21 protein-coding genes are annotated in these 24,029 nt (G+C 72.6%); 10 read left to right on the top strand and 11 right to left on the bottom strand.

Going from position 1 to position 24,029, the window contains the following annotated elements:
* Window positions 1-20: 20 nt before the first annotated feature.
* From OG207_RS24850 to OG207_RS24830, 5 genes are all read right to left on the bottom strand, one after another.
* Window positions 21-1,493: an aldehyde dehydrogenase family protein gene (locus tag OG207_RS24850; RefSeq protein ID WP_329100962.1), complete on the bottom strand. Its 1,473-nt coding sequence runs from the start codon at window positions 1,491-1,493 to the stop codon at window positions 21-23.
* On the bottom strand, window positions 1,490-3,229 hold the full coding sequence (locus OG207_RS24845; protein ID WP_329100959.1) for an N-acyl-D-amino-acid deacylase family protein: 1,740 nt from the start codon (window positions 3,227-3,229) through the stop codon (window positions 1,490-1,492). Before OG207_RS24845 ends, OG207_RS24850 begins: the two co-directional genes overlap by 4 nt.
* Before the next feature lie 110 nt (window positions 3,230-3,339).
* Complete coding sequence (locus OG207_RS24840; RefSeq protein ID WP_266595391.1) at window positions 3,340-4,461, bottom strand: LLM class flavin-dependent oxidoreductase; 1,122 nt, start codon at window positions 4,459-4,461, stop codon at window positions 3,340-3,342.
* 94 nt (window positions 4,462-4,555) lie between these two features.
* Window positions 4,556-5,341 (bottom strand): SDR family NAD(P)-dependent oxidoreductase, encoded by a 786-nt coding sequence (locus tag OG207_RS24835; RefSeq protein WP_329100957.1) that lies wholly within the window; start codon window positions 5,339-5,341, stop codon window positions 4,556-4,558.
* A 13-nt stretch (window positions 5,342-5,354) separates the two neighbouring features.
* A complete protein-coding gene (locus OG207_RS24830) occupies window positions 5,355-6,302 on the bottom strand; it encodes an LLM class F420-dependent oxidoreductase (protein ID WP_329100954.1) in 948 nt (315 codons plus the stop codon).
* Between the two features lie 148 nt (window positions 6,303-6,450).
* Here OG207_RS24830 and OG207_RS24825 point away from each other — a divergent pair, with 148 nt between their 5' ends.
* Complete coding sequence (locus OG207_RS24825; protein WP_329100951.1) at window positions 6,451-7,089, top strand: transmembrane-type terpene cyclase; 639 nt, start codon at window positions 6,451-6,453, stop codon at window positions 7,087-7,089.
* Here the strand turns inward: OG207_RS24825 and OG207_RS24820 are convergent.
* A complete protein-coding gene (locus OG207_RS24820) occupies window positions 7,061-7,915 on the bottom strand; it encodes a L,D-transpeptidase family protein (RefSeq protein ID WP_329100949.1) in 855 nt (284 codons plus the stop codon). The genes OG207_RS24825 and OG207_RS24820 overlap by 29 nt on opposite strands.
* 301 nt (window positions 7,916-8,216) lie before the next feature.
* Between OG207_RS24820 and OG207_RS24815 the strand changes: the two genes are divergently transcribed.
* Entirely contained in the window at window positions 8,217-8,660 is a 444-nt protein-coding gene (locus tag OG207_RS24815) for an NUDIX hydrolase (protein ID WP_329100947.1), read from the top strand.
* Between the two features lie 213 nt (window positions 8,661-8,873).
* Here the strand turns inward: OG207_RS24815 and OG207_RS24810 are convergent, their stop codons facing one another.
* The 3 genes from OG207_RS24810 to OG207_RS24800 form a co-directional block, all read right to left on the bottom strand.
* Window positions 8,874-10,019 (bottom strand): quinone oxidoreductase family protein, encoded by a 1,146-nt coding sequence (locus OG207_RS24810; protein ID WP_443072730.1) that lies wholly within the window; start codon window positions 10,017-10,019, stop codon window positions 8,874-8,876.
* A gap of 198 nt (window positions 10,020-10,217) precedes the next feature.
* Complete coding sequence (locus OG207_RS24805; RefSeq protein WP_329100945.1) at window positions 10,218-11,081, bottom strand: trypsin-like serine peptidase; 864 nt, start codon at window positions 11,079-11,081, stop codon at window positions 10,218-10,220.
* 84 nt (window positions 11,082-11,165) lie between these two features.
* Complete coding sequence (locus OG207_RS24800; RefSeq protein ID WP_329100943.1) at window positions 11,166-11,660, bottom strand: GNAT family N-acetyltransferase; 495 nt, start codon at window positions 11,658-11,660, stop codon at window positions 11,166-11,168.
* Between the two features lie 305 nt (window positions 11,661-11,965).
* Here OG207_RS24800 and OG207_RS24795 point away from each other — a divergent pair, with 305 nt between their 5' ends.
* Window positions 11,966-13,204 carry an MFS transporter gene (locus OG207_RS24795; protein ID WP_329100941.1) on the top strand — a complete coding sequence of 413 codons (1,239 nt, stop codon included), beginning with the start codon at window positions 11,966-11,968 and terminating at the stop codon, window positions 13,202-13,204.
* A 52-nt stretch (window positions 13,205-13,256) separates the two neighbouring features.
* On the opposite strand, the gene OG207_RS24790 is transcribed toward OG207_RS24795, so the two are convergent.
* Window positions 13,257-14,483, bottom strand: coding sequence for an amidohydrolase family protein (locus tag OG207_RS24790; RefSeq protein ID WP_329100939.1), 1,227 nt, complete (start codon window positions 14,481-14,483; stop codon window positions 13,257-13,259).
* A 131-nt stretch (window positions 14,484-14,614) separates the two neighbouring features.
* On the opposite strand from OG207_RS24790, the gene OG207_RS24785 reads away from it, so the two are divergent.
* The 3 genes from OG207_RS24785 (at window position 14,615) to OG207_RS24775 (ending at window position 19,008) form a co-directional block, all read left to right on the top strand.
* Complete coding sequence (locus OG207_RS24785; RefSeq protein WP_329100938.1) at window positions 14,615-17,770, top strand: AfsR/SARP family transcriptional regulator; 3,156 nt, start codon at window positions 14,615-14,617, stop codon at window positions 17,768-17,770.
* Window positions 17,771-17,948: 178 nt separating this feature from the next.
* Window positions 17,949-18,149 carry a hypothetical protein gene (locus tag OG207_RS24780; RefSeq protein ID WP_329100936.1) on the top strand — a complete coding sequence of 67 codons (201 nt, stop codon included), beginning with the start codon at window positions 17,949-17,951 and terminating at the stop codon, window positions 18,147-18,149.
* A 115-nt stretch (window positions 18,150-18,264) separates the two neighbouring features.
* Complete coding sequence (locus OG207_RS24775; RefSeq protein WP_329100934.1) at window positions 18,265-19,008, top strand: class I SAM-dependent methyltransferase; 744 nt, start codon at window positions 18,265-18,267, stop codon at window positions 19,006-19,008.
* A 50-nt stretch (window positions 19,009-19,058) separates the two neighbouring features.
* On the opposite strand, the gene OG207_RS24770 is transcribed toward OG207_RS24775, so the two are convergent.
* Window positions 19,059-20,729, bottom strand: coding sequence for a FadD3 family acyl-CoA ligase (locus OG207_RS24770; protein ID WP_329100932.1), 1,671 nt, complete (start codon window positions 20,727-20,729; stop codon window positions 19,059-19,061).
* A gap of 94 nt (window positions 20,730-20,823) precedes the next feature.
* Between OG207_RS24770 and OG207_RS24765 the strand changes: the two genes are divergently transcribed.
* The 4 genes from OG207_RS24765 (at window position 20,824) to OG207_RS24750 (ending at window position 23,882) form a co-directional block, all read left to right on the top strand.
* Window positions 20,824-21,975 carry a lipid-transfer protein gene (locus tag OG207_RS24765; protein WP_329100930.1) on the top strand — a complete coding sequence of 384 codons (1,152 nt, stop codon included), beginning with the start codon at window positions 20,824-20,826 and terminating at the stop codon, window positions 21,973-21,975.
* 3 nt (window positions 21,976-21,978) lie between these two features.
* On the top strand, window positions 21,979-22,446 hold the full coding sequence (locus OG207_RS24760) for a Zn-ribbon domain-containing OB-fold protein (protein WP_329100927.1): 468 nt from the start codon (window positions 21,979-21,981) through the stop codon (window positions 22,444-22,446).
* Complete coding sequence (locus OG207_RS24755; protein ID WP_329100926.1) at window positions 22,443-23,219, top strand: enoyl-CoA hydratase/isomerase family protein; 777 nt, start codon at window positions 22,443-22,445, stop codon at window positions 23,217-23,219. Before OG207_RS24760 ends, OG207_RS24755 begins: the two co-directional genes overlap by 4 nt.
* A 204-nt stretch (window positions 23,220-23,423) precedes the next feature.
* Complete coding sequence (locus OG207_RS24750; RefSeq protein ID WP_329100924.1) at window positions 23,424-23,882, top strand: hypothetical protein; 459 nt, start codon at window positions 23,424-23,426, stop codon at window positions 23,880-23,882.
* The last annotated feature ends 147 nt before the right edge of the window (window positions 23,883-24,029 follow it).

Genomic DNA, 24,029 nt, shown 5'->3' with positions numbered 1-24,029 from the left:
CGGGACCCCGACGGCACGGGCTACGCCGTCCAGACGATCGACTGCATCTCGCTGTACGCGTGCAGCGCGTACGAGCCCACGTCCCGGCCGACCCCGCTGCGCTTGAAGCCGCCGAACGGGGCCTCCATGTTCCGGCCGATGGTGTTCACGCCGACCCCGCCCGCCCGCAGCCGCCGCGCCACGCGGAACGCGCGCGCCGAGTCCCCGGACCACACGTAGCTCAGCAGCCCGAAGTCGCTGTCGTTGGCCAGCCGGACCGCCTCGTCCTCGTCCCCGTCGAAGGGGACGACCACGACCACCGGGCCGAAGATCTCCTCGCGGACCACCCGCATGTCGTTCGTGCAGTCGACCAACAGGGTCGGGGCCACGTAGAAGCCGCGGCCGTCCCCCACCACCGGGCGCTCGCCGCCGTACGCGATCCGGGCGCCCTCCTTCTTCCCCAGCTCGACGTACGACTCCACCCGGTCGCGGTGCGCCGCCGAGATCACCGGGCCCACCACCGTGCCCGGCGCCGCCGGATCGCCGACCTTCATGAAGGCCAGGTAGCCGGTCAGCTTCTCGATCAGCCGGTCGTGGACGGACCGGTGGGCGATCACTCGGGTCGGGGCCGTGCAGATCTGCCCGGAGTAGAAGGAGAAGGTCGTCCCGATCCCCATCACGGCCGCGTCCAGGTCCGCGTCCTCGAAGACGATCGCCGCGCCCTTGCCGCCCAGCTCCATCAACTGCCGCTTCATGGACCGGCCGCACACCTCCGCGATGCGCTGCCCGACGGCCGTGGAACCGGTGAAGGACACCATGTCCACGTGCGGGGAGTCCACCGCGGCCTCGCCGACCTCCACCGACTGCCCGCCCACGACGTTCACCACGCCCGCCGGCACCCCGGCCTCGTGCAGGGCGTCCGCCATCTTGAACACCGACAGCGGGTCCTGCGGGGCCGGCTTGACCACCACCGTGTTGCCCATGGCCAGGGCCGGGGCCACCTTGCCCGCCGAGTTCGCCCAGGGGTTGTTGTAGGAGGTGATGCAGCTGACCACCCCGACGGGCTGGCGCACCTCCAGCGCGCCCAGGATGCTCGCCCGCCCCATCGGGCCGGCCTCGGTGACCTGCGGGGGCAGGCCCTTCTCGACCGGTTCGAGGGCGCCCTTCGCGTACCGCCGGAAGCGGGTGACGCCCACCCCGACCTGCATGCCGCGCGCGATGCCGGTCGGCGCGCCCGTCTCCTGCCGGGCCAGCACGGACCACGGCTCGTACTCCCGCTGCATGATGTCCGCGGCCCGGTCCAGGATCGCCGCGCGCGCCTCGGGCGTCGTGCGGGACCAGCTCTCGAAGGCCTCGGCCGCGGCGCGCGCCGCCTCCTCGACCTGGGCGCGCGAGGCCTCGGGGGCGAGCCCGACCACCGACTCGTCCGCCGGGTCGATCACCTCGTAGTGGCCGCCCGCGGGCTCCACCCACTCGCCGCCGACGTAGAGCTTCTGCGCCCGCGCGTCCGTCATCGGGTGCTCACCGTCCTCGTGTCCCGGCCCGACCGGAGCACGATCCCGGGGACCGCCCCCGTCACCTCGTCGTCGCGGATGGTCTCCACGCCGTTGACCCGTACCGAGACGATGCCGATGGCCCGTGCGTCCAGCCGGGGGCTGTCCCCGGGCAGGTCGTGGACCAGGGTCGCGGGACCGGCCTCGATCCGCTCGGGGTCGAAGAGGACCAGGTCCGCGTGGAAGCCCTCGGCGAGGCGTCCGCGCTCGCGCAGCCCGAACAGCCGGGCCGGGTCGTCGGTGAGCATCCGTACCGCCTGCTCCAGCGGCACCAGCTTGCGGCCGCGCAGGCAGTCCCCGAGGAAGCGGGTCGTGTACGGGGCCCCGCACATCCGGTCCAGGTGCGCGCCCGCGTCGGAGCCGCCGAGCATGACGTCCTCGTGCTGCCAGGTCTCCTGGCGCAGGGCCCAGCTCGCCGGATCGTTGTCGGTGGGCATCGGCCAGAGCACCGTGCGCAGGTCGTCGTTGGCGCAGATCTCCACCAGGCAGTGGAAGGGGTCCTGGCCGCGTTCGGCGGCGATGTCGTTCACGACCCGGCCGGAGAGCCCCTCGTTCTCCTTGCTGTACGTGTCGCCTATGACGTACCGCCCGAAGTGGGCGAGGCGCCGGAAGACACCGGCCTCCTTGCTGTCGGCGCGGCGCAGCATCTCGGCGCGTACGTCGGCGTCGCGGAGCTTCTCGATCCGCTCGGGGACGGGCAGGCCGAGGACCTCGCCCCAGCCGGGGATGAGGTTGAGCGCGCAGAAGGTCCCCAGCGACATGTTCATGGGGGTGAGGATCGGCATCGTCAGCGCGACGATCCGGCCGCCGGCCTTGCGGGCGCGCTCGCTGGGGATCAGCTGGCGCGGGACCCGCTCGGGGACGGAGGCGTCGATGGTGAGGACGTTCCAGTTGAGGGGCCGGCCGGCGGCGGCGCTCATCTCCACGAAGAGGTCGATCTCGTCGTCCGAGAACTGGTCGAGGCAGCCGGCGACGATCGCCTCCAGCTGGGTGCCCTCGTGTTCGGCGACCGCCTTCGACAGCGCGAGCAGCTCGGCGGGGCGGGCGTGGCGGGAGGCCACGGGGGCGCCGGACCCGTCGGAGTGGGTGGAGGACTGGGTGGTGGACAGGCCCCAGGCGCCGGCGTTCATGGCGTCGTGGAAGAGGTCGAGCATCTGTTGCATCTGCTCGGGGGTGGGTTGGCCGCCGACGGCGTCCTCACCCATCACGTGCCGGCGCAGGGCGCAGTGGCCGACCATGAAGCCGGCGTTGACGGCGATCCGGCCCTCCAGGGCGTCGAGGTACTCGCCGAAGGTGGACCAGGTCCAGTCGACGCCCTCTTCGAGGGCTTTGAGGGCCATGCCCTCGACCTTGCTCATCATGCGGCGGGTGTAGTCGGCGTCCTCGGGGCGGGCCGGGTTGAGCGGGGCCAGGGTGAAGCCGCAGTTGCCGCCGGCGACGGTGGTCACGCCGTGGTTCATGGAGGGCGTGGCGTACGGGTCCCAGAAGAGCTGGGCGTCGTAGTGCGTGTGCGGGTCGATGAAGCCGGGGGTGAGGACCAGGCCGGTGGCGTCCTCGGTGGTGCGGGCCCCTTCGGTGACGGTGCCGGGTGCGGCCATCACCGCGATCCGGCCGTCGCGTATCCCCACGTCTGCGACGCGGGCGGGGGCGCCGGTGCCGTCCACGACGGTCGCGCCCTTGATCAGGTGGTCGAGCATGACGTCCCTTCGCACTCTGAGCCTGGAATTGGCCCCGGCCGGTGGCCGCCCGGCCGGGGCCGGTGCGGGACGGCGGTCCGGGAAGACGCCGTCCCCGTCTCCCCGCCGGGTCAGACGGCCTGGCGGAAGCGGGTCGTGCGGTGCACCGGGTCCGTGTCGATGTGCGGGATCACGTGTTCGCCGATCAGCTTGATCGTCGTCATCGTGTCCTCGGGCGAGACGCCGGTCGGCAGGCCGAAGGACAGCTGGTCGGCGCCGGCCTGCTCCCAGCGCTTGCACTGGGCCCGGACCTCCGACGGGTCGCCGCAGATCAGCAGTTCTTCCGCGATCAGCAGTTCGATGATCTCCGCGTTGTACTCCGGCAGGGTCTCGGGCCACTGCGGGATCGCCTCGGGCCGCGGGAAGGTGTCGTGGTAGCGGAAGACCAGCGACTGGAAGCGGTTCATGTTGGCGCCCACGGCGATCTCGACGGCCTTGTCGTGGGTCTCGGCGCAGATCGCGGTCGAGGTGACCATGACGTTGTCGTTGACGAAGGCGCCGATGGCCTTCGCCTCCCGGATGGCCGTCTTGTACTGGTCGAGGACCCACTCCATGTCGGAGACCTTCTGCACGCTGAAGCCCAGCACGCCGAGGCCCTTCTTGGCCGCCATCGCGTACGAGGACGGGGAGCCGGCGGCGTACCACATGGCCGGGTGGGCCTTCCCGTACGGCTTGGGGAAGACCTTCCGCGGCGGGAGCGACCAGTGCTTGCCCTGGAACCCCTCGTACTCCTCCTGGAGGAACATCTTGGGGAATTCCGCGATGGTCTCCTCCCAGATCTCCTTGGTGCCGTTCATGTCCTCGATGCCGGGCAGGAAGCCGAGGATCTCGTGGCTGCCCGCGCCGCGGCCGGTGCCGAACTCGAAGCGGCCCTTGGAGAGGTGGTCGAGCATGGCGACCTTCTCGGCCACCTTGACCGGGTGGTTCACCGGGGCGAGCGGGTTGAAGATGCCGGAGCCGAGGTGGATGCGCTCGGTGGCGTGGGCGAGGTACCCGAGGAACACCTCGTTCGCCGACAGGTGCGAGTACTCCTCCAGGAAGTGGTGCTCGGAGGCCCAGGCGTACTTGAAGCCGGACTTGTCCGCCTGTATGACGTACTCGGTCTCCTCGATCAGCGCCTTGTGCTCTGCCTCGGGGTCGACCTTGGACCGCGCCTCAGGCACGTATCCCTGCACAAAGAGCCCGAATTCCAAGGGGTTCACCGTCCTTTGATTTCTGACGTTCCGTCAGATTCGATGTCTCGACTGTTCCACTGCCGAGGCGGGACCGTCAATACCTGACGACCCATCAGAGAATGCTGACGCCCGCCATCCAGCCGCCGTCGATCACGAAGGGCTGGCCGGTGATGTACGAGGAGTCCTCGCCCGTCAGGAAGAGCGCCAGTTTCGCGATCTCCTCCGGCTGCCCCACCCGCCCCATCGGAACCACCCGCCGGTAGAGCTCCGCCATCGCGTCCCTGGCCTCGTCGGTCATGTTCGCCGGGTCCAGCAGGCCCGGGTTGGCCATCGGGGTGTCCACGGCGCCCGGGCACATCGCGTTGACCCGGATGCCCTTTCCCGCCAGCTCCAGCGCCGCCACCCGGGTCAGGCCGAGGATCGCCGCCTTGGTGGCGGCGTAGGTGCCGACGTACGCCATGCCCGTCAGGCCCGTGTACGAGGAGGTGTTGACGATGGTGCCGCCGCCGGCCGCCTCGATCTCGGGGGCCACCGTCTTGATGCCGAGGAAGGCGCCCACCTGGTTGACCTGGACCACCTGCTGGAACTCCTCCAGCGGGGTCGCGGTCAGCTCGTTGAAGCGCAGGATGCCCGCGTTGTTGACCAGGCCGTCGACCGGACCGAAGGCCTCCTTCGCGACGGCGATCGCGGCCACCCAGTCCTCCTCGCGGCTCACGTCCATCCGCACGTACCGGGCCCGGTCCTCGCCGATGTCCTTGGCCACCGCCGCACCCTGCTCGTCCAGCACGTCGCCGAGCAGCACCCGCGCCCCCTCGGCGGCGAAGAGCCGGGCCTCCTGCTCGCCCTGCCCGCGCGCTGCGCCGGTGATGATGACGACGCGCCCGTCCAGCTTGCCCATGGTCGGTCAACCCCTAGTCGTTGAGGAGCGGGGCCACCTCGGCCCCGAAAGCGGTGATCTGGTCGACGAGTTCGGCCCGGTCGCGGCTGCGGAAGCGCACCTGGATCTGGTCCACGCCGAGCGCCCCGTACTCCCGCAGGGACTCGGCGAGCGCCTCCGCCTTGCCGGTGAGGGTGCGGCGACCGGTGTCCCAGCCGGGCTCGCCGACGTACAGCGCCTCGGTGATCGCACCGAACTCGAAGGGGCCGGCGACCCCCGCCGCCCCGCGCAGCTCCCTGATCCGGGCGATCTGCGCGGGGAGCTCCGCGCGCGGGTCGCCCTGCGGGAGCCAGCCGTCCCCGCGGACGGCGGCACGGCGGACGGCGGCGGGCGAGGAGCCGCCGACCCAGACCGGGATCCGCTGCTGCGCGGGCCGGGGCAGCTGGCCGAGGTCCTTGAAGGAGAACAGCTCGCCCTCGAACTCCGGGTACTCCTCGGGCCCCAGCGCCGCCCGCAGCGCGTCCAGGGTCTCGTCGAGCACGGCTCCGCGGCGCGCGAAGTCCACGCCGAGGACCTCGAACTCCTCCTGCACGTGCCCGGCCCCCACCCCCAGGATCAGCCGGCCGCCGGAGAGGTGGTCGAGGGTGGCGTACTGCTTGGCGCTGATCAGCGGGTGGCGCAGGCCCAGGATCGCGACGTGGCTCAGCAGCCGCACGCGCTCGGTGATGCCGGCCAGGAAGGACAGGGTCGCCACCGGGTCGTACCAGACGGTGCTCATGGGGCCGGCGAGCCGCCGCGGGATGGCCACGTGGTCGCAGGTGGCCACGTACCCGAAGCCGGCCCGGTCGGCGGCCCGCGCGATCCCGGCGAGATCGGCGGCGGTGGCCGACGCCTCCCAGGGCTCGGCGTAGATGGTGCTCTGCGACTGGACCGGGAGCTGCATCCCGTAGACCAGCCGACCTTGCGGAAATACGCGCGCCATGGCGGGCCCGCCTCGCCTTCGTCTGCCGATTCGTCATATCGGTGCGGGGCCATCGTCATAGCTGACGGATCGTCAGACAAGGGGTGCGACAGGCCCCGGCCCGAACTGGGGCGTTCCCCTTCCGCGTTCGCCTCGCTAGGGTGCGCGCGTGGATCTGATACTCACGCTGGTCAGCGGGATCGCCTGGACGGTCGTGTACGTGGAGGCGATCCGCGTCGGGCTGCGGGACCGGACGTACGCGATGCCCGTCGCCGCACTCGCGCTCAACTTCGCCTGGGAAGCGACCTACGCGGTCCGCGACGTCTCGGTCGGGATCTCCGCGCAGGGCGTGGTCAACGTGGTGTGGGCGGTGGCCGACGTGGTGATCGTCTACACCTATCTGCGTTTCGGGCGGGCCGAGCTGCCCGAGTTCGTGACCCGACCGCTCTTCGCCACCTGGTCGGTCCTGGTGTTCGGTACGGGATTCGCCGTGCAGTGGATGTTCCTGGCGCACTTCGGGGCGCACGACGCGAGCCGGTACTCGGCGTTCCTGCAGAACCTGCTGATGTCCGGCCTGTTCATCGCCCTGTACGCATCCCGGCAGGGACCGCTCGGGCAGTCCCTGACCATCGCCGTCGCCAAATGGCTGGGGACGCTCGCCCCGACCCTGCTGTTCGGGGTGCTGGAGGACGCGCCGTTCATCCTCGGACTCGGGATCCTGTGCAGCGCCTTCGACCTCGCCTACATCGGACTGCTGCTACGGCCCCGACTCGCCCGGCTCAGAAGCCTTCCGGCCCCATCACGATGACCGGCTTCGCCGCCGGGTCGAGGGTCCGGAGCACCTTCTCCATGGCCGCCTTCGGAATGCCCACGCAGCCCTGCGAGGGCCCGTCGTGGTCCACGTGCAGCCAGATGTTGCCGCCCTTGTCCTCGCCGTCCGGCATGACCGGGTCCAGCGGGGACCGGCCCGGCCTGCGGTTGAAGTCGATGGCGACGACGTAGTCGAAGGAGCCCGCCAGGGACTCCCCGTTCACCCCGAGGCCGGTGGCGACGAAGCCGTTGTCCTCGTCGTACGGAAGCCGGGTCCCCGGCGGCTTCGGCAGCAGGCCGCCCGCGTCGGTGAGCGCGAAGACGCCCATCGGTGAGGTCAGGTCTCCGTACGTGCGTTCGGTGGACCAGCCTTTGGCCCCGTTGCGGGCCGGCCAGCTCTCGGCCTTGACCCAGTCGGCGCCGGCCGCCGGGCGCGTGTAGAAGGTGGCGGTGGACTCCGAGGAATCCACCGCCTTGCCGGTGACCAGGATGAGCTGACGGGACTCGACCGGGATCCGGGCCCGGGTCGACTCGCTGACGCCCGCCAGGCCCTGCGGGGCGGCGGCCTGTTGGGCCGCCTGCCGCTCGGCCTGCTGGGCGGCCCGCTGCTCGTCGCGCGCGGCACGGTCCTCAGCCTGCGGGCGGGCGTCCACGTGGGCCTGCGGCCGGGGACCGGCGGCATCGTCCGGGTCCTGGGCCACGTACGCCCAGCCGGCCGTGAAGGTCGCCAGGCCCAGCACGGCGGCGAGGGCCACCCGGCGGGTCCTACGGGTCGCACGGGGCTTGCGGGGCGGACGGGAGCGGGCTCGGGCGTGCTGGCTCATTCCTCCGACCGTACATCAGCAGGCCCCCGGAGCCCGGATGGCGGGGACCTGCGCGCCTCGCCGGACGGCGGGAAGCACGCGCGGACCGTGGAGCCGCCCTCCGGGGCCGCGCCGGAGTCCCTGCTGCTGCCCGGGCTCGGCGGCCTGACGGGCACCGCCCTGGACGGAACGGCCACGGCGGTCTACGCGCGGACCGGTGGTCGGTTCCGGGGGCGTACCCGGGGGACGGGCGCGCAAAAGACGGTAAAAGGCCAGGTACAAGCCCTGCCCCCGGAACCGATCACCGGCGTACATTGAATCGATGATGCGAACTCCACGTCACGCAGCGCGCGTTGTCATCCTGTCCCCCACCGGATCCGTGTTCCTCTTCCGGGAGGACAACGTGGAGGTGGGCATCCACTGGCTGCCGCCCGGCGGCGGCATCGATCCCGGCGAGAGCCCCGAGGACTGCGTGCGGCGCGAGCTGCGCGAGGAAACCGGCTGGACCGATCTGGAACCCGAACGGCTGCTCTGCACCTGGGAGCACGACTTCACGCACCAGGGGATCCCGGTCCGCCAGCACGAGCACATCTTCGTCACCACGGGCCCTCGCCGCGAGCCGGTCCTGGAGGCCCCGGACATCCACTGGCAGTGGCTCTCCCCGCAGCGCCTGGCCACCCTGGGCGAACCCCTGTGGCCCCCGCGCCTGCCGGACCTCCTGGCCAACTCCCCGGCGGAACCGGTCCACCTGGGGCTGCTGGCCTAGGCCGTCCCTTCCGGGAGGTCGTGGACGGGTGAGCCAGGTCTCGACTGAGGGATCTTGGAGATCTTGAAGGGGTGTGACCCCGATGGACCAGGAACCCGCCAGAGCTTGATCTCGGCCTGCTGAGTGCCTGACGCTGTCGGGGATCTTGGGGGTGACGGTCGGCCATGCCCTCGACATCTCAGTCTCCGTGATCCCCGACAGCGTCACCCGCGATCAGCTCTGCGTCTCCTCGCGGCGTCCAATAGCGGCCGCATCGGGTACGACGAGCAGCTTGCCGGTGGTACGCCGAGCCTCCAGATCGCTGTGGGCCCGGGCGGCCTCGGACAATGCGTAGCGGCCCGTTACGGTGACCTCGAGCGCCTTGGAGCGCACCCACTCGAACACATCGGCGGCCCGTCGGAGCAGTTCGGACCGATCGGCGATGAAGTCCCCGAGGCTGGGCCGGATCAGGGTCAGCGAACCGCCGTGGGCGAGCCGAATCGGATCGAACGGCGGCACGGCACCACTTGCCGCGCCGAAGAGCACGAGATGGCCGCGGGTTCGCAGGCTGGCGAGGCTCGCATCGAAGGTGTGCGCGCCGACGCCATCGAAGACGACCGGCAGTCCCTGGCCGCCGTTGAGCCGCCTCACCTCGGCTGCGAGATCGTCGACTGCGGAGGAAAGGATCACCTCGGCGGCCCCGGCACGCTTCGCCAGCTCGGCCTTGGCCGAGGTCGACGTCGTGCCGATCACCCTGCCGCCGAGATGGGTGATGAGCTGGGTCAAAAGCAGCCCCATGCCACCAGCAGCCGCATGCACGAGCACGGTGTCGCCCCCCTGAACCGGGTAGGCGTCCTTGACGAGATAGTGCGCGGTCATGCCTTGGAGGAGCACGGCGGCGGCCGTCTCGAAGCCGATGTCGTCGGGCAGCGGCACCAACCGGGAGGAGTCCACGACGGCCCGCTCGGCATACGTACCGGGAGTCTCCACCCAACCGACCCGGTCCCCGACTGCGACGTCAGCGACGCCGGGTCCCACTTCGACGACCGTGCCGGCGCCCTCAGTGCCCGGGGTGAAGGGCAGCGGGAGGATGTACCGGCCCTCGCGGTGGTAGACGTCGAGGAAGTTGACCCCGGATGCGGCGACCTCCACGACCGCCTCGCCCGGACCCGGCCGCGGCTGGTCCACCTCGGCCTCCTGCAGCACCTCGGGACCGCCCACTTCGTACACCTGAATCGCTCGCATGACCCTCCAATTAACGGCTCGTCCACCACCAACCCCGTTGCTGGCGAACCGATTCCCGGCCAGCAGACCAGCCCGCCGCTTCCGCACCGCCGTACGGCCACCCGCCATCACCGGCGCAGCCTCCGGCAGCTCCACCGCCCACGCCGCCTCCTCCCGCGTCGGCGCGAAGAACAGCTGCAGCTCATGCGCTCGCCGGGCCCTTGCGCCCCGGGGGATTTCCCCTGGGGCGCCCGTCGCCCGTCGCCCTGCGCCTCGGCGGGCGGCGAGCGGCGACCGTCCCGGCCTGCCGGGGGCGCGGGGGCGGATCCTGGAGGCATGCCGGGACGGCGGCCCTCAGTGCTTCGCGGCGGGCGCCTTACCCGTGGCCTTGGCGTAGAGCGAGGCCGCGTACTCGCCGAGGACCGTGCTGGTCGACACGTCGTCCGTGTCCCCGCCCGTGAGGATGCCGATGATCTTCCCGTCGCCGGCGATCCACGCGCTGCCGCTGGTGCCGCCGGGGAAGTCGGCGCATTCGAAGCGCTGTTGGGTCGCGCTTTCGCGGACGGCCACCGACTTGCACGTACGGGGGACCTTGCGGTCGGCGGGGTAACCGGTCACGGTGACCTCCTCGCCCGCACGGCCGCTGGTGTCGAGGACGGCCGCGCCGGTCACGTCCTCGATGGTGCGGCCCTTGGCGTCCGGGGCGAGGCGGGCGAATGCGAGGTCGTAGTCGTCGTCCGTGCCCTCGGCCCAGCGGTCGTCCTCGAAGACCTGCTCGATCTTCCACGTGCCGTACGGGGCGACCCCGTTGGCGTACGCGGGCGCGAAGACGGCGCTTCCGCCGCTCTGGTCCCCTTCGAGCAGGCAGTGCCCGGCAGTGATGATCAGGTTCCGGCCGGGGCTGCTCACCACGGTGGCGGTGCAGAAGTGATCACTGTCCAGGCCGTTGGTGAACAGGGCCCCGGTGAAGGCGGCGGGCCCTCCGGGCGGCGGGGTGACGGCCGGCGGCAGGGTGGTACCGGGGGGTGCGGACAGCTGCGGCTTCGCCACTTGCGATCGCGATGACGGTCCCGTCGGCGAGGCGCTCGGCGCCGCCTTCGCCCGTACCTGAGGAACTCCCTCCGGTGGCGGCGAGAGCTTGGCCACCGCAGCGGACGCCCCGAGGGCCGCCACCGCGCACAGCACCGCCGTCACGACGGTCCGCTTGTCCACCGGCATGATCATCCTCCCGCTTTGCCCTGGCGAAGCATGCCCCGGCGGCAGGGTCGGGTGCAAGGCCGCGGACGGCCCCCGGCCCGAGCCTCACACGGTTTGGACCTGCAGGTCACACACGAAGCGCAGGCCCGGACGGCCGTCCAGATCGACATCGCCGGAGACCACGAATCCCGTACGGGCCAACACCGCGCGCGAGCCGGTGTTGTCGAGCGTCGTGACCGCCCGCAGCTCGGCCAGTCCGTACTCCGCGACGGCGAGCCCACATGCTTCCCGGACCGCGGCCGTGGCCAGGCCCCGGCCCGCGGCACGCTCGGCGATCCGGTATCCGAGCTCGGCCGAACCGGCTGCCACGTCAATGAGGTTGACCCGCCCCACCACCTCGCCCCCGTCGCCCACCAGGACGTGGAAGAAGCACAGCCCGGCGGCCTGCTCGGCCATCAGCGCGGCGTGCCGCTCGTCGAAGGCGGCGAAGTAGCGGTCGCCCCGGTCCGGGACCGACGCGGCGAAGTAGGACCGGTTCTCCCGCTCGAACGCGAGTAGTGCCGGGGCGTGGTCGAAGCGGAGCAACTGGAGTCGGGTCACGGCCAGATGGTAGGGGCTGTCCCCCACGGCCCCACGGCCCCCCGGCCCCCACGGGCCCTTACGGACGCCGGACCGGGCGCTCGCGCAGCCGCTGTCGGGCCGCGATGCCGAGCGTGATCCCCCAGAACAGGAAGAGCCCGTACCAGAACAGCCCCCAGACGGCCTGCGGGTGGGTGTCCGACCCGGTGCCCGAGCGGGTCCGGCCCGCGCACGACCCTCTCCACCCCGCGCGGGGGAACCCCCGGTGCGACGCATAGGTCGTCTGCCCGATCCCCGGCCCCCGCCTTAGAACACAGGCTGGGCCGGTGATCGAACGAGGTGTGGGGAAGGTCCTGCGGGACCGCAACGCGCGGCTCTACCTGTCCGGGGTGGTGGTCTCGGGGTTCGGTACGAGCGCCATGTGGCTGGTCGCCGGGGTCTGGGTGAAGTCACTGACCGGGTCGGACGCCCTCGCGGCGCTGACCGCGTTCGCCCTGTGGGCGCCGGTCCTGGCCGGACCGGCCCTGGGGGCGCTCGCCGACCGGCTGCCCCGGCGGCCGCTGCTGGTCGCCCTCGGCCTCGTGATGGCCGCGCTGCTGCCCGTACTGACCCTGCTGGACTCGGCGGACCGGGTGTGGCTGCTGTTCGCGGTCCTGCTCGTGTACGGGGTCTGCGGCACCGTGCACGGGGCGGCGGAGGCGGCCCTGGTTCCGCAGGCCGTCGGCCACCGGCTCCTCGGGGACTTCAACGGACTGCGGCTGACCGCCGCCGAGGGCACGAAGCTGCTCGCACCGCTGGTGGGCGCGGGCCTGTTCGCCCGCTTCGGCGGGGCGTCGGTGGCCCTGCTCGACGCGGTGACCTTCGCGCTGGCGGCGGGGATCTTCGCCCTGCTGCGGGTGGCCGGGGAGCCGCCGGAACGGGAGCGGATCCGGGGCGGGCTGGGAGGATTCGCGCAGGTGCTGGAGGGCGGGCGGCAACTGCGGGAGGCGCCCGCGGCGCGCACGCTGGTGGCGGTCGGCGCCGCCGTGATGTTCCTGGCCGGGCTGAACGGCGCGGCGATCTACGCGGTCGCCGGGGACGTGCTGGGGCACGTGCCCACCTACGTGGGGGTGCTGTACGCGGTGCAGGGCGCGGGTTCGGTCCTGAGCGGGCTCCTGGCGGGCCCGCTGCTGCGGTGCGTGCCGGAGCGGATGTTCACGGCCGTCGGAGTGACCCTGTTCGCCCTCGGCGCCGGGGTCCGGGCGCTGCCGTACGAAGCGGTGGCCCTGGCGGGCAGCGCGGCCATCGGCGCCGGGCTGCCGTGCGTGTTGGTCGCGGCGCTGACGGCGGTGCAGCGCGAGGTCCCGAACGCCGCACTGGGCCGGGCCGCGGCCACGGCCAACACCCTGATCTTCGTACCGAACGCGCTGGCCCTGGCGCTGGGCTCCGCCCTGGTGGCCTTCGTGGACGTGCGCGTGCTGCTGCCGGTGTTGACGGTGGCGGGGCTGGCGGTGGCCCTGGCGCTCGCGGCCGGGGCCGGCACGCGGGCCGTCGCCGGGGCCGGCACGCGGGCGGGGCACGGGTGACCGTAGGGCGTGGCCGGCGAAGGGGGCCGGGCCACGCCCTACGACCGCGGGATCACGCCCCCGGGCCCGGCCACAGGCCGTCGGGCGTGAGTCCGAGCAGGTCGATCGCGTTGCCGCGCACGATGCGGTCCACCACGTCCGGTGCGAGGTGGCCCATCTGCGCCTCGCCCACCTCGCGGGACTTGGGCCAGGTGGAGTCGGAGTGGGGGTAGTCCGTCTCGTAGAGGACGTTGGCGACGCCGATCGAGTCGAGGTTCTTCAGTCCGAAGGCGTCGTCGAAGAAGCAGCCGAAGACGTGCTCGGCGAAGAGCTCCGACGGCGGGCGCAGCACCTTGTCGGCGACCCCGCCCCAGCCGCGGTTCTCCTCCCAGACCACGTTCGCCCGCTCGAGGATGTACGGGATCCAGCCGATCTGGCCCTCCGCGTACATGATCTTCAGGTTGGGGAAGCGTTCGAACTTGCCGCTCATCAGCCAGTCGACCATCGAGAAGCAGCAGTTGGCGAAGGTGATGGTGGAGCCGACCGCGGGCGGTGCGTCGGCCGAGGTGGAGGGCATGCGGGAGGAGGACCCGATGTGCATGGCGATGACCGTGCCGGTCTCGTTGCACGCCTCCAGGAAGGGGTCCCACTCGTCCGTGTGGATGGAGGGGAGGCCCAGGTGCGGGGGTATCTCGGAGAAGGCCACTGCGCGCACGCCGCGCGCGGCGTTGCGGCGGACCTCGGCGGCGGCCAGTCGGGCGTCCCAGAGCGGGACCAGGGTGAGGGGGACGAGACGGCCGCGCGCTTCGGGGCCGCACCACTCCTCCACCATCCAGTCGTTGTAGGCCCGGACCCCGAGGAGTCCCAGCTCACGGTCCTTGGCCTCGGTGAAGGTCTGGCCGCAGAAGCGGGGGAAGGTCGGGAAGCAGAGGGCCGACTGGACGTGGTTGACGTCCATGTCCGCGAGCCGGTCGGGAACCGAGAAGGACCCCGGGCGCATCTGCTCGTAGGTGATGACTTCCAGTTTGATCTCGTCGCGGTCGTACCCGACAGCCGTGTCGAGGCGGGTGAGCGGCCGGTGCAGGTCTTCGTACACCCACCAGTCGCCGATGGGGCCCTCGTCGCCCTTGGCCCCCATGACGGGGGCGAACTTGCCGCCGAGGAAGGTCATTTCCTTCAACGGGGCGCGGACGACGCGGGGACCGATGTCGCGGTACTTGGACGGGAGCCGGTCCCGCCAGACGTGGGGGGGCTCAACCGTGTGGTCGTCCACCGAGATGATCTTCGGGAAGGTCTCCATGACCCCTACGGTAGCGCCGATCTGACGAACCGTCAGCTAGTTGACCAGTGATCGCTCGGACACGGGCTGACGTGTGCGCGCGAGACAAGGCAGACTGACCCTTACACCGACGGAAGGCAGGGGGACGACAGATGGACGGCGTACCGGCCATCCCGAGCCCGCGGAAACATCCCGAGGCCCGTACGGCTGCCGTCGTACCCGAATCCGGTCCGGGGGCGACCCCCGCACGACGTGCGACCCCCGCGCCCGGCACCACTGCGCCCCGAACGGGTCCAAAACGATCCGCGCCCACGGGGTCCGCGGGGCCAACCGAGCCCACCGCATCCGCCCGGTCCGCCGAGCCCGCCGCAGGCGAGACGGCAGGCGAGACGGCGGGTCCGGGCGAGTCCCGCTTCGCCGTCCTCGGCCCCGTCCGGGCCTGGCGGGGCGCCGAGATCCTGCCCTCCGGCACCCCCCAGCAGCGCGCCCTGCTCGCCGTGCTCCTGCTGCGCGACGGCCGCACCGCCACCGCACCCGAACTCATCGACGCCATCTGGGGCGAGGAGCCGCCGCAGCAGGCCCTCGCCACCATCCGCACGTACGCCTCCCGCCTGCGCAAGGTCGTCGCCCCCGGCCTCCTCGTCACCGAGTCCGGCGGCTACGCCATCCGGCTGCGCTCCACCGCCACCCTCGACCTCGGCGTCGCCCGTAGCCTCGCCGCCGACGCCGAAGCGGCCCGGGCCGCCGGTGACCGCTCGCTCGCCCGTACGCTCCTGACCCGCGCCCTCGACCTTTGGGAGGGCGAGCCCCTCGCGGGCGTCCCCGGCCCGCACGCCGAGACCGAGCGCATCCGGCTCGTCGAATGGCGCCTCCAGCTGCTGGAGACCCGCCTCGACCTCGATCTGGAGGTCGGCCACCACGCCGACGCCGTTTCCGAGCTCACCGCCCTCACCGCCGCCCACCCGCTGCGCGAACGCCTGCGCGAGCTGCTGATGCTCGCCCTCTACCGCAGCGGCCGGCAGGCCGAGGCCCTCGCCGTCTACGCCGACACCCGGCGCCTGCTCGCCGACGAACTCGGCGTCGACCCGCGCCCCGAACTGGCCGCGCTCCAGCAGCGTATCCTCAACGCCGACGCTGATCTCGCCCGCGCGGAGGACCCCGCCCCGGCCGCCGCGACCGTTCACGTGAGGCCCGCCCAATTGCCTGCCACCGTTCCCGACTTCACGGGCCGCGCCAGCTTCGTCGCCGAGCTCGGCGCGATCCTCGGCGGCGGCGCCCAGGACCAGGTCATGGCCGTCTCCGCGCTCGCGGGCATCGGCGGCGTCGGCAAGACCACCCTCGCCGTCCACGTGGCCCACGCCGCCCGCCCGCACTTCCCCGACGGCCAGCTCTACGTCGACCTCCAGGGCACCGAGGCCCGCCCCGCCGAGCCGGAGGCCGTGCTCGGCTCCTTCCTGCGCGCCCTCGGCACGCCCGACACGGCCATCCCCGACTCCGCCGCCGACCGGGCGGCACTCTACCGCTCCATCCTCGACGGCCGCCGCGTGCTGGTCCTCCTCGACAACGCCCGCGACGCCGCCCAGGTCCGCCCGCTGCTCCCGGGCACCGCCGGCTGCGCCGCCCTCGTCACCAGCCGGGTCCGCATGGCGGGCCTCGCCGGGGCCCATCTCGTCGACCTCGACGTGATGAGCCCCGAGGAGGCCCTCCAGCTCTTCACCCGCATCGTCGGCGAGGAGCGCGTGCGCGCCGAACGCCAGGCCGCCCTCGACGTCGTGGGCGCCTGCGGTTTCCTGCCGCTCGCCATCCGCATCGCCGCCTCCCGGCTCGCCGCCCGCCGCACCTGGACCGTCTCCGTCCTGGCCGCCAAGCTCGCCGACGAGCGCCGCCGCCTCGACGAGCTCCAGACCGGCGACCTCGCCGTCAAGGCCACCTTCGAGCTCGGCTACGGCCAGCTGGAGCCCGCCCAGCAGCGCGCCTTCCGCCTCCTCGGCCTCGCCGACGGCCCCGACATCTCCCTCTCGGCGGCGGCCGCCGTGCTCGATCTGCCCGAGTACGACACCGAGGACCTGCTGGAGGCTTTAGTCGACTGCTCCCTCCTCGAATCCGCCGCCCCCGGCCGCTACCGCTTCCACGACCTCGTACGCCTCTACGCGCGTGCCTGCGCCGAGCGCGACGAACAGCCTCCGAGCGGGCGCGAGGCGGCCCTGGACCGGCTGCTGGACTTCTACCTGGCCACCGCCTCCGGGGTCTACGCCCTGGAACGCCCCGGCGACCGACTGCCCGCGCACCTGTCCGACACCCACTACCCCGGGCTGGTCTTCGCCGAACCGCGCGCCGCCCTGGACTGGCTGTACGCCGAGGCCGACCCGCTGCTGGCGTGCGTACGGCAGGCCTCCGTACGGGGCGGTGAGTCGCTGGTCCTGCGCCGGGCCGTGGACCTGCTGTGGGCGGCGAAGGACCTCGCCGAGTCCGGGGCCAACTCCCGGCAGTACGAGTCGGCCGCGGTCGCCCTGCGCGACGCCGGCCAGGCGGCGAAGGAGCCGTACGCCGAGGGCCGCGCCCGCACCACCCTCACCAACGTCCACCTGGTGGCGGGCCGCTTCGCCGAGGCCGACGACGAGGCCGCCCGGGCCACCGTGCTCGCGCGCGAGGCCGGCGACCCGCTGCCCATGTGCTGGGCCCCCAACGACCGCGGGATCATCGCCCTCTACGAGGGGCGGCACGCGGACGGCGAGCGCTACCTGCTGCAGGCCATCGAGTGCTTCCGCGCCGACGGCAACAACGTCGGCGAGGCCAGCGCCCTGTGCAACCTCTCCCGCATCCACGTGGAACTGGGACGTCTGCCCAGCGCCATAGACCTGGCCCAGCAGGGCATCGCCATCTACGACCGGATGGGCCTGAGCCTGCGCCTGGCCAACGGCCGCTACGCGCTGGGCATCGCCCTCACCCAGGCGGGTCGGCTCGGCGAGGCCCTGGCGCAGCTCGCCGAGGCGCTGTCGCTGTTCCACGAGAACCGCCAGCCCCTGTGGGAGGGCGTGACGCACTTCCGGCTCGCCGAGGCCCACCTGGCGGCGCGCCGACCCACGCTGGCCGCCTCGCACGCCGAGCAGGCCATCGCGCTGCGCGGGATCGGCGGGGAGTGGCGCCGGGCGACGGTCCTGACGGTGCTCGGCAAGGCGCTGCGGCGGCTGGGGCAGCGGGACCGCGCGCGGGCCTGCTGGCGGGACGCGGAGGCCGTGTTCACGCAACTGCGGTCAACCGAACTGGGCGAGGTACAGGCCCTGTTGGCCTCGGAGATCGCTGCCTGAGCTGCGGGGACGCAAGTTGAACGAGGCGTTCATCGTTCGTTTATCGCCGTCCGACACGATGAGTGCATCGACCCGGTGCCTCGGGGGAGCATCCGGGTCGGTTGGTGGACTACCCGTTCGGCGGTCATCGGGGGAATCGCCGAACGGGCCCAGCCCTAACCATCCTTCAGGAGAATCGATGACGACGAACGAGAACCTCAAGCCGCTCGACAACCACGCCTCGGGCGTCGAGATCGAGACCCTGGAAAACCACGCTTCCGGCATCGAGATCAAGCCGCTGGAAAAGACGGCGGACCCGGCTGCGGTTCCGGTCGCACCGCCGGTCGCGGGCGAGGAGATCCTGACGCTGGACAACCACGCGTCCGGTCCGCGCCCGTAACACTCGCAAGACGTACGGGGGAGCAACGGGGGAACGGCGGTCGCGGTGGCCCGGAGGGGGAGCCACCGCGACCGCCGTACACGTATGTGCGGGGGCAGCGGCATAGGCTGGGGGTGTGTTCTCCTCCCACGGGCCGAGCGTCCGCGAACTGGCAGTGCAGGGCCTCTCCTCGGTCGAGCGGGGCTACGACCTCCTCGCGCCGAAGTTCGACCACACCCCCTTCCGCACCCCCGACCGGATGCTCGACGCGGTCGAGGAGACCCTCGCCCAGTACGAGGGCGGCTTCGGCGCCGGTCTGGACGTGTGCTGCGGCACGGGCGCCGGGATCGACATGCTGAGCCGGCTGTGCCGCGGCCGGATCACCGGGGTGGACCTCAGCGCGGGCATGCTCGCGGAGGCCGGGCGCCGGTACGCCGCGGGCGCGGACGCCGACGCCGATCGCGTGGACTTCGTACGGGCCGATGCGCGGGCCCTGCCTTCCGCCCTCGCGAACACCTACGACCTGGCGGTCAGCTTCGGCGCCTTCGGCCACTTCCTCCCGTCGGAGCGCCCCGCGCTCTTCTCCGGGGTCCACGCCGCCCTGCGCGGGGGCGGCGTCTTCGCCTTCCCGATCGGCGCCCCGCTGCCGCTCGGCTCCCGGGTGTGGTGGGCGACGACGGGCTTCGACGCGGCGATGCGGGTCCGCAACGCGGTGTGGCGTCCCCCGTTCGTCATGTACTACCGCACCTTCCCCCTGGGCCCGGTCCGCGAGGACCTCCGGGCGGCGGGCTTCACGGTGGAAACGGTCCCCCTGGCCCACTTCGGCCACCGCCCGGACGGCACCCCCCACTGGCGCCTGGTCCTGGCCCGCCGCGGCTGACCCGCCCGCGCCGACGTATCGATCTGGGCGGCCTCGTCCCCTGAACCGGCTCAGCCGGTGCGGAGGGCGCGTTTGAGGATCTTGCCGCTCGCGTTGCGCGGGAGCTCCGTCACGAACTCCACCGCGCGCGGGACCTTGTAGTTGGCCATCTCGCGGCGGGACCAGGCGATCAGGTCGTCCGCGGTGAGGGTGGAGCCGGGGCGACGGACCGCGTAGGCCTTGCCGACCTCGCCGAGGCGCGGGTCCGGGATGCCGATCACCGCGACGTCCGCGATGTCCGGGTGGAGGCCGAGCAGTTGCTCGATCTCGGCGGGGTAGGCGTTGAACCCGCCGACGATGAACATGTCCTTGATCCGGTCGGTGATGCGCAGGTTGCCGGCCTCGTCCACGTACCCCACGTCGCCGGTGTGCAGCCAGCCCTCGGGGGTGATGGTCCGGGTGGTTTCCTCGGGGTCCTCGAAGTAGCCCTGCATGACGTGGTAGCCGCGGACCACGATCTCGCCCACGTGCCCGGCCGGCTGCGGCCGCCCGTCGGTGTCCAGGATCCTCACCTCCGTGTCGGGGATGGCCCGGCCGGAGGTGGCGGAGACGGTCTCCGCCGGGTCGCCGCGGCGGCACATGGTGACGATGCCGCTGGCCTCGGAGAGCCCGTACGCCGTGAGGACGGTGGCGATGCGCAGTTCGCCGCTCAGCCGTTCGACGAGCCGCAGCGGGACCACGGCGGCGCCGGTGACGACCAGGCGCAGGGCGGAGAGGTCGTGGCGGTCGCGCTGGGGGTGGTCGAGGATCGACTGGTGGAGGGTGGGCGGCCCGGGGAGTACGGAGATCCGCTCGGCGGCGACGTTCGCGAGGACGGTGTCCACGTTGAAGACGGGCTGCGGGACCATCGTGGCCCCGCGCATCAGGCAGGCGATGATCCCGGCCTTGTAGCCGAAGGTGTGGAAGAAGGGGTTCACGATCAGGTAGCGGTCGCCCTCGCGCAGTCCGGCGAGCTCGCTCCACACGTCGTAGCAGCGCAGGGACTGGGCGTGGGTGATGACCGCGCCCTTGGGGCTGCCGGTGGTGCCGGAGGTGAAGATGATGTCGGAGGGCGACTCGGGGCGGATGGATTCGGCGCGCTCGCGGACCGCCGCGGCCGGTACGCCGTCCCCGCACACCAGGAACTCCTTCCAGGTGCGGAAGGAGTCGGGGGCGTCGTCGGCCAGGACCACGACCTGTTCCAGGTGCGGGAGTCCGGGCAGCGGGCCGGTGCCGGGGCCCTCGGCCGCGGCGCGGCGCAGGGAGGCGACGTAGGAGGTGCCGAGGAAGGTGCCGGTGACGAAGAGCAGCCGGGCCCGGCTGCGCTCCAGGACGTACGCGGCCTCCCCGCCCTTGAAACGGGTGTTGAGGGGGACGAGCACCGCGCCGGCCGAGACGGCGCCGAGTGCGGAAACGATCCACTCCAGGGTGTTGGGGGCCCAGACGGCGACCCGGTCGCCGGGCTCGGTCCCGGCGGCGAGGCAGGCCGCGGCGGCGCGCTCGACGCGCTCGCCGAGCTGCGCGTAACTGATCCGGGTGCGTCCGTCGACGACGGCCTCGCGGTCGGCGTACCGGGCCGCCGCCGTCCGGACGAGCTGCGCGATGCTGCCCCAGCGCAGATCCCCGCGGACGTCCTCGCGCTCGCCCTCGCGCCCGTCGCCGCGCACGCCTTCGCGCCCGTCGCCGCGCCCGTCGTCACCCATGCGTGCCACCTTCCCGCAGACCCAGTAGCTGACTATCCGTCAGATTAGCTGTAGCCTTCGCGGCTGTCAGTACTGGCGCACCCCGGAGGTGGCGATGGCGGCAACGCTCAAGGACGCGACGGCGATAGTCGGCATCGGGCAGACCGCCTTTGCCAAACGTCTCCCGCAGTCCGAGAAGGAGTTGGCCTGCCGGGCCATCCTCGCGGCCCTCGCCGACGCCGGCATCGACCCGTCCGAGGTCGACGCCTTCGCCTCCTACACCATGGAAGAGACCGACGAGGTCGAGGTCGCCAAGGCCATCGGCGCCGGCGACGTCACCTTCTTCTCCAAGATCGGCTACGGCGGGGGCGGCTCCTGCGCCACCGTCGGCCACCTCGCCTCCGCCGTCGCCACCGGCCAGGCCACCGTCGGCGTCGCCTGGCGCTCCCGCAAGCGCGGCTCGGGCCCCCGCCCCTGGAAGAACACCGCCGTCCAGCTACCCACCCCCGGCCAGTGGACCCGCCCCTTCGGCCTGCTGCGCCCCGCCGACGAGATCGGCATGCTCGCCCGCCGCTACATGCACGAGTACGGCGCCACCCGCGACCACCTCTTCAACGTCGCCATGGCCTGCCGCAACCGGGCCAACGCCAATCCGGCCGCGATGATGTACGAACGCCCGCTGACCCGCGAGATGTACATGACCTCCCGCATGATCAGCGACCCGCTCTGCCTCTTCGACAACTGCCTGGAGACCGACGGGGCGCTGGCCTGCGTGATCGTCTCCGCCGAACGCGCCCGCGACTGCCGCCAGAAACCCGTCTACGTGCACTCCGTCGCCCAGGGCCTGCCCGCCCAGCACCACGGCATGGTCAACTACTGGAACGACGACCCGCTGTCCGGCCCCGCCTGGACCGCCGCCCGCCACCTGTGGAAGCAGGCCGACTTCGGGCCCCAGGACGTGGACGTTGCCCAGATCTACGACGCCTTCACCCCGCTGATCCCGCTCTCCCTGGAGGGCTACGGCTTCTGCGGCCGCGGCGAGGGCGCCGCCTTCACCGAGGGCGGCGCCCTGGAGACGGGCGGCCGGCTCCCCATCAACACCGGGGGCGGCGGCCTGTCCGAGGCGTACGTGCACGGCTTCAACCTGATCAACGAGGGCGTCAAGCAACTGCGGGGCGTCTCCACCGCGCAGGTGCCCGACGCCGCGACCTGCCTGGTGACGGCGGGCGAAGGCGTCCCGACGTCCGCGATCCTGCTGAGGAGCTGACCGATGACCACCGCGTCCGAAGCCGCCGCCGAGGCCGCGGCCGAACTGCTGCTGCCGGTCCCCGACGAGGACGGCGCCCCCTTCTGGGAGTACGCCGCGCGGGGCGAGCTGCGCGTCCAGGCCTGCGCCGCCTGTGGCCGGCTGCGCTTCCCGCCCCGCCCCTGCTGCCCGCACTGCCGGTCCTTCGACGGCGAGTGGCGCCGGATGAGCGGCCGCGGCCGCATCTGGTCCTACGTCCGGCCGTACCCGCCGCTGCTGCCCGCCTACGCCGCGCAGGCCCCGTACAACGTGATCCTCGTGGAGCTCGCCGACGCCCCGCACATCCGGCTCGCCGGGAACCTGGTGACCTCGGCCGACGCGCCGCTCGACTCGGTGGACCCGGCCCGGCTGCGGATCGGCGCCCGGGTGCACGTGGTCTTCACCGAGACGGGCGGCATGGCCGTGCCCCGCTGGGTCCTGGAGAAGTCATGACCGTGCGGGTGGAACGGGACAGGGCGACCGGCGTCGCCGTCGTCACCCTGGACCGGGAGCACCGGCACAACGCCGTCGACCTGGCCACGGCGGCCGAACTGGGCGAGGTGTGGCGGGAGTTCCGCTTCGCCGAAGAGGTGCGGGCGATCGTACTCACCGGCGCCGGGGCGGCCGCCTTCTGCACCGGCATCGACCGCGGCGTCGACGTGCCCCAGCCCGCCTCCCCCTACTCGACCGACGACCCGCTGATCGCCATCGGCCCCAAGTCGGGCGACCTGTGGAAGCCGGTCGTCGCCGCCGTCAACGGCATGGCCTGCGGCGGGGCCTTCTACCTGCTGGGCGAGGCGGAGTTCCTGATCGCCTCCGAGACCGCCACCTTCTTCGACCCGCACACCACCTACGGAATGGTCAGCGCCTACGAGGCCGTCTACATGGCGCAGCGGATGCCCTTCGGCGAGGCGGCCCGAATGTCCCTGATGGGCACGGCCGAGCGGCTCTCCGCGCGCCGGGCCCACGAGATCGGACTGGTCTCGGAACTGACCGCGCCCGACGAACTGCTCCCGGCGGCCCTCCGGGCGGCACAGACCCTGGCCGGCTTCCCCACGGAGGCCGTGCAGGGCACCGTACGGGCCCTGTGGTCGGCGAAGCAGGCCGCGCTCCAGCAGGCGCTGACGCACGCTCCGGCGCTGATCGCGCTGGGGAACCTGGCGCCGGAACGGCAGGCGGAGCTGTTCGCCTCGCGGCGGCCCGGCACGGAGTTCCGGCTGCGCTGACGGGCCGCACCTCAGGCAGGCCGGTCCGCGTTCGAGGTGGACCTGACCGTGGTGAGCGGCGGAGTACCGCCGACGCACGCACGGCGCGGCCACCGGACCCCCGTGGCCCACCCCCGTGGCCCCCCCTGTGGCGGACCCGAGGTGCGGGTCGCAGGGGCCCGGCGTAGGGTCGGCACCGAGACCCCCTACCTCGAAGGGCCGGGCATGCTCCGCAACGCACTCGGCTCCCTGATGGGTCTCGTCGGAGCGGCGGCCGCCGTCTGGAGCCCCTTCCGTGCCTGGTACGACGGCCGTCTCGGACGCGACTACCGCGTCCAGGAGCTCTTCACCTCCACCGGAATCACCGACCACGGGTCCACCCTGGCGGCCTCGATCCTGCTCCCGTACCTCTTCGCCGCCGTCCTCACCCTGTGCGCCGTCCTGCTCCGCTCGCGCCTGCTGATGGCCCTGGCCGGGATCGTCGTGCTCGGCTTCACCGTCCTGTGGACGGTCCGCCAGGGACAGGCGGCCGGCAGCCTCTCCATCGGCGGCACCACCCGGGCCCTCGGCGACGGCCTCGCGAACGCCTACGGCGCGGGCGCCCTGATCCTCCTGGGCGCAGTGGTCATGCGCGGCCGCCCCGGCCGACCCGCCCGCCCCCTCCCCCCGACGACGCCCGCCTAGGGCCTGTCGTCGACAGCGGCTCGGCCATCACCGCAGATCGCCCGAGCGAACGAGCACAGGGAATCCGGACCGGCCCCAAATGCTCCGCATTGCCCCCAACTGGCGCCCCCGCCAGGCGGTGTTGTCGCACTGCCGTGCAAGGATGAT

Source organism: Streptomyces sp. NBC_01439, assembly GCF_036227605.1.
Classification (GTDB): Bacteria; Actinomycetota; Actinomycetes; order Streptomycetales; family Streptomycetaceae; genus Streptomyces.
The sequence above is the reverse complement of the archived record's forward strand: the minus strand, read 5'-3'. Positions and strand labels throughout refer to the sequence as shown.